Annotated in this window: 2 protein-coding genes; both read right to left on the minus strand. The window is 45.8% G+C overall.

The features are described 5' to 3' along the window. Nucleotides 1-1,191: MFS transporter (locus A3739_RS11635; protein WP_156502552.1), on the minus strand; the 1,191-nt coding region annotated here is incomplete at its 3' end. 364 nt (nt 1,192-1,555) lie between these two features. Beyond that, a complete protein-coding gene (gene yeiP / locus A3739_RS11640) occupies nt 1,556-2,131 on the minus strand; it encodes an elongation factor P-like protein YeiP (RefSeq protein ID WP_068477116.1) in 576 nt (191 codons plus the stop codon). Between the last annotated feature and the right edge of the window lie 108 nt (nt 2,132-2,239).

The following is a 2,239-nucleotide window of genomic DNA, read 5'->3' on the forward strand; positions in this document are numbered from 1 at the left end:
TAAGCCTAGGCCAAGAATATTGATCGCGAAAAATAAAATGGCTGAGGCGAGTGCGCGCATTCGCACATTGACCAGTCCTTGTACCATGGCCAAGCTTGGGCCCATATATACCGTTGCCATGGTGGCTGGAATAGCAAACAAGCAAAGCACTAAATAAAGTTCATCGAGCATGTAAACAAGGAACAAAAACGGGAGTGCTATCGCTGCCGAAACAGCAGGTATCCAGATATACCAGCGCTTGTCCTGTACACCTTTTTTATCCGCTAGATAACCTCCGTATAAGGTTCCGGCACCACCTAAGATACCACTGATGAGCGCAAGCCAAGTGCCGAGTTCGCCAGTTTGAATGTCAAAGTTACGCAGCGTATAAGGGGCAAACCAAATCGCGCTGCCATACGCGATAAGCGCAAGACATGAAGCGCCGAGAGAGATATGTCTGAAAGATTTTTTGCTCCACAGCGTTTTGATCGATTCCTTAAATGACACCGCATCCTCGACCTTTTCAATCGCGTCACGTGCGCCGCGAATCGGTTCTTTAATCGTGGTTTGAATGAGAATGCCAATTAAGATGCCTGGTACGCCGACCACAATAAAAGCAACACGCCAGCCAAAGAATTCGTTAATCCAGCCGCCTAGTAGAAAGCCGAATAGAACACCGATATTGATGCCAAGAGAGTAGATCGATAAGGCAGTACCGCGTTTTTCGGCAGGGTACATATCCGAAATCATGGAATGAGCTGGCGGACTGCAGCCTGATTCACCCACACCAACCCCGATGCGTGCGAGTAGTAGCTGAGTATAGTTTTGAGCAAAGCCGCTAATTGCGGTGAAAAAACTCCATGTGGATATGGCGATGCTCATGATGTTTCGCCGTACCCATTTGTCAGCAAGTCGCGCGACTGGAATGCCCATCATGACGTAAAAGAAGGCGAATGCGATACCCGTGAGTAAGCCTAACTGAGCATCACTCAGCAGCAATTCTTGCTTGATTGATTCCTGAAGAATCACAAGAATCTGTCGATCAATAAAATTGAAGGCGTAGGCCATGGTCAACATGAACAATACATAGTTTCGGTAGCGTGTATTGTCGTATGGATTCTCGGTAGAGGAAGGGAGGATTTCTGCGCATGGCGCTGTTTTAGTGTTTTCGTCTGGCATGGCCGACGAAGTGGTTTCTGTAATGGAAGACATGGATGTGTACCGTGGTTTGTTATTGTTGTACTACGATATTGCGAACGCCTGAATCGCGTAAGTGGATTTATGTTGTTTATTTTTTGCTCAGCTAGAGTAAATGAAGTGGGTGTGCTGCACAATGCTCCGAGTATCGTAGAATGATCTCTTCGCATGTCGGCATACTGTAAGGTTGATTGGCACTTCAGCGCGAGTTATCGCTCTTCGGTGCAGTTCTCGAAGTGTGGGAGCTTATGTGGTTTCTAATGTAAGACTAATAAGAACCACAGTTTTGCGAGCGCGCAAATTATCTTAGGGGTGGACAGTGTTTCTTATAGTCGCTCTTGGTCGAAGCACGCGTTCAACCAAGAGCTTCTTGAACGTTTTACTTGGCTTCTGCGCGACCAGTGAACTTGCGTTCTTCTACGTTGATCTTGATCCGATCGCCAGTAGAAATATGCTCAGGCACCTGAACAATCAAACCTGTTGATAGAGTCGCTGGTTTGGTGCGTGCACTTGCTGAAGCGCCTTTGATAGATGGGTCTGTTTCGACAATTTCCAGCTCAACAATCAATGGGGTTTCAACGGCTACTGGATGGTCATTTAAGATCAGAACCTGTAGGCCTTGAGATGCATCGGTGATAAACAGCAACTCTTCTTCAATGCTGGCTTTTTGCAGTGAGTAAGACGAATAGTCTTCGCTATCCATAAATACATATTCGTCGCCATCGTTGTATGAAAATGTGACGGGACGTCTGCTCAAGTCGGCGAAATTAAGCATGTCAGAATCTTTGAAAGTTTCGTCAATCTTCTGGCCAGTTGTCACGTTATACATGCGCATACGGTAAAGGCTCCCTCCCGCTCTGCCTTGCGGAACAGAACGCTCGATGTCTTTTACAAAATACGCTTCGCCGTTGTACTCAATGGCTGCATTCTTTTTTATTTCGCTAGCTTTTGGCATGTCTTTACTCTCTTTGAATTTATTTTGGAGCCTATTATAAGGAGCGAAATGGAATTGATAAGTGTTTTATGTGCAGAAGAATAAAGGTGATTGTTTTGTTATGTGTGA

The organism is Oleiphilus sp. HI0067 (assembly GCF_001635735.1).